The 3189-nt window shown below is 72.2% G+C and carries 3 protein-coding genes; 1 reads left to right on the plus strand and 2 read right to left on the minus strand.

Annotation, left to right across the window (positions count from 1 at the left end; genetic code table 11):
- Positions 1-4 precede the first annotated feature (4 nt).
- Both ABZ749_RS32545 and ABZ749_RS32550 read right to left on the minus strand, forming a co-directional pair.
- Positions 5-988, minus strand: coding sequence for an iron-siderophore ABC transporter substrate-binding protein (locus ABZ749_RS32545; RefSeq protein WP_357234628.1), 984 nt, complete (start codon positions 986-988; stop codon positions 5-7).
- Between the two features lie 32 nt (positions 989-1020).
- A complete protein-coding gene (locus ABZ749_RS32550) occupies positions 1021-1854 on the minus strand; it encodes an ABC transporter ATP-binding protein (RefSeq protein ID WP_357234631.1) in 834 nt (277 codons plus the stop codon).
- A 113-nt stretch (positions 1855-1967) separates the two neighbouring features.
- On the opposite strand from ABZ749_RS32550, the gene ABZ749_RS32555 reads away from it, so the two are divergent.
- Positions 1968-3189 (plus strand): BTAD domain-containing putative transcriptional regulator (locus ABZ749_RS32555; protein ID WP_357234634.1); only part of this gene is annotated, 1222 nt, incomplete at its 3' end.

Consider the following 3189-nt stretch of genomic DNA (forward strand, 5'->3'; position numbering starts at 1 on the left):
ACGCTCACACCGTGTACGTCTTGACGAGTTCGTCGATGTACTGCTTGCCGGAGAGCGGACCGCCGAAGGTCCAGATGCCGTTGGGCATCTTGTGCAGGTTGCCCTTCTGCACGAAGGGCAGCGACTTCCAGATGGCGTTGCCGGCGAGACCGTCGGCGAACACGTCGTCGCCGTCGGAGGCGTTGTAGAAGAGGTGCATGTCCGGGTCCTTGAGGACCGTCATGCCCTCGACGTCGGTCTGGCCCAGACCCCACACCTCATCGGTCTTGCCGGTCCAGGCGTTGGTGAGGCCGAGTTGAATGCCGATCTGGGAGACCAGCGCGCCCTTGCCGAACATCCGGATGCTGACGGTGCTGCCCTCCTTCCAGCCGTCGGCGATGGCGAACGGTCGGCCGGCGGCACCCGCGTCGGCGATCTTCTTCTTGCCGTCGGCGATGGCCGCGTCGAAGTCGGTAAGCAGCTTCTCCGCCTCCGCGGTCTTGCCGACCGCCTTCGCGATCATGGTGAGGTCGGTGCGCATCCGGCCCAGGTTGTCGGTGGCGTCACTGCCCTTGGCGACCACGACGGGGGCGTACTTCTCCAGCTGACTGACCATGTTGGCGCCCCGGTCGTCCTCCATCACGATGAGGTCGGGCTGGAGGGCGACGATCGAGTCGACGCTGGGCTCGCCACGGGTGCCGACGTCCTTGACGCCGGGGTCGAGCTTCGCCGAGGTGACCCAGGTGCCGTAGCCCTTCGGGTCGGCCACGCCGACCGGCATGACGCCCAGGCTGACCAGCATCTCGACCTCACCCCACTCGAGACCGACGACTTTGGTCGCCGGGGCCTTGAGGGTGATTTCCTTGCCCCGGCTGTCGGTGAGGGTGACCGGCCCGCCGTCGGCCGAGGCGGAGGTCTCGGGAGTGGCGGTCTTCTCGGTCGTGCCGCAGGCGCCGAGCGTCAGCGCGGCCACGACGGCGATGAGGGCGGTGAAACGGGTACGGGTCATGACGGTCTTTCTCTGCTGTGGATGGGGGGTGTTCAGACCAGGGCGCGGATCTGGTGCCGCCCGACCGGGCGGGTGGTGACCAGTCCGCTGACCGGATCGGTGGTCACCTCGATGCGGATCCCGTAGGTCTCGGTGAGGGCGTTCTCGGTGAACACCGTCGCCGGGGTGCCGGTGGCGCGGACCCGGCCCTGCTGCAACAGGACCACCTCGTCCGCCACTGCGGCTGCCTGGTTGAGGTCGTGCAGTACGACGCCGACGGCGACGCCGTGATCGTCCGCGAGGTCACGGACCAGGTCGAGGATCTCCACCTGGTAGCGCAGGTCGAGGAACGTGGTGGGTTCGTCGAGGAGCAGAACCGGGGTGTTCTGGGCGAGGCAGGTGGCCAACCAGACCCGCTGCAACTCGCCTCCGGAGAGTTCGTCGACGGGACGGTCGGCCATCGCGGCCACACCGGTGACGTCCATGGCGCGTGCGATGGCGGCGGGGCCGTCCGGGTCCTCGGTGCGCCAGCGCCCCCGGTAGGGGTGGCGGCCGTAGCCGACGACGTCGCGGACGGTGACGCCGCTGGGCACCGGCCGGCTCTGGGCGAGCAGGGTGACCCGCCGGGCGAACTCCCGGGCCGCGAGGCTGGCGGCCGTGACGCCGTCGGCGAGGTGCACGATTCCGGCCTCGATCGGGTGCAGCCGGGCCAGGGCCCGCAGCAGTGTGGATTTGCCGCTGCCGTTGGGCCCCACCAGTGCGGTGACGGCACCCGCGCGGAGGTCGATCGCGGCACCGTGTACCACCGGCACACCGTGATAGCCCAGACGGAGGTCGACGCCGGACAGGCTGCGCTCCCCGTTGACCGACGCCAACTCGTTCTGCATGAGGTTAGGCTAACCTAACCGAATGATGGCCTGTCAAGCCGGTCGCGGGGCCGTGACCGGCCGGACGGACCGGTGCTCGTCGGGCCCGTGCGCGCGTGGGGGATGCTGGGTCCGTGCACATCGCGACCCTCGGCCCACTCGCCGTCGACGGCAAGCCCGTTCGAGGTGAACGGCTCGCGGCGGTGCTCCGCGCGCTCGTCGACGCGCGGGGGCGAGCGGTCTCCGTGAGCCTGCTCGTCGACGCCGTCTGGGACGGCGTGCCGCCCGACGACGCGACCGGCGCCGTCCAGGCGCTCGTGTCCCGGGTACGTCGCCTCGGGCTGCCCGTGGTCGCCGTGCCGGGCGGCTACCGACTGCCCGCCGACGAGGTCAGCGTCGACGCGGTCGAGGCGCGCGCGCTCGTTGATCAGGCAGGCACCGTCCTCCGGTGCGGTGACGTCCGTGCCGCCCGCGGCCTGGCCGATCAGGCGCGGGCCCTGTTCCCCGAGGTGCCCGAGTTGGTCAGCGCCGAGGACACTCGCCTGTTCGCCGAGGTCGCCGCGCTGCGCGCGCAGGCGGCACTCGCCGGCGCGGGCCCGTACGACGAGGTCGACCTGGGCCGACTCGCCGCGCGGACACCGCCGGACGAGCCCTCCGCCGCCCTGCTCGTCCGGGTGCTCGCCGCCCAGGGACGGGAGGCAGAGGCGCTGGAGGTGGTCGAGCGGCTGCGCGCCGACCTGGCCGACCGCTACGGCACCGACCCGTCACCCGTGATCACGAGCGTCCACCTGGCGTTGTTGCGCGGTGAACTCACCGCACCGCCCGTCGCGGCACCGCCCCGGCAACAGGCGCGGATCACGCTGCCCGCCGCGTGGCGCCGCCCCATGGCCGCCCTCGTCGGGCGGGAGCGCGACGTCAAGGCCGTCACCGACGCGCTCGCCGAGGCACCCGTCGTGACGGTCGTGGCAACCGGCGGGGCGGGCAAGACCCGGCTCGCCGCCGAGGTGGCCAGGCGTACGGCAGCGGGTGGGCGGGCGGTCCGCGTGATCGAACTCGCTGGTCTGCGCTCGCCCGACGAGGTGCTGCCCACTGTGCTCGCCGCGTTCGGCGGTGCGGACACCACGGCGACCGGCGGCAACCTGGGCCTGGAGCGGCGGGTCCTCAGCCCCGAGGAGCGGCTGCGCGCCGTGGCGCCGGACCTCGACGGGCTGGTGGTGCTGGACAACTGCGAGCACGTGCTCGACGCGGTGGCCGTCGTCGTCGCGGACCTGGTCGCGGCGGCCTCGCCGGAGGTCGCGGTGCTCGCGACGAGCCGCGCCCCACTGGGCCTGCTCGGCGAGCTGGTGCAACGCGGTC

The sequence above is a fragment of the Micromonospora sp. NPDC047753 genome (assembly GCF_040642735.1).
GTDB lineage: Bacteria > Actinomycetota > Actinomycetes > Mycobacteriales > Micromonosporaceae > Micromonospora.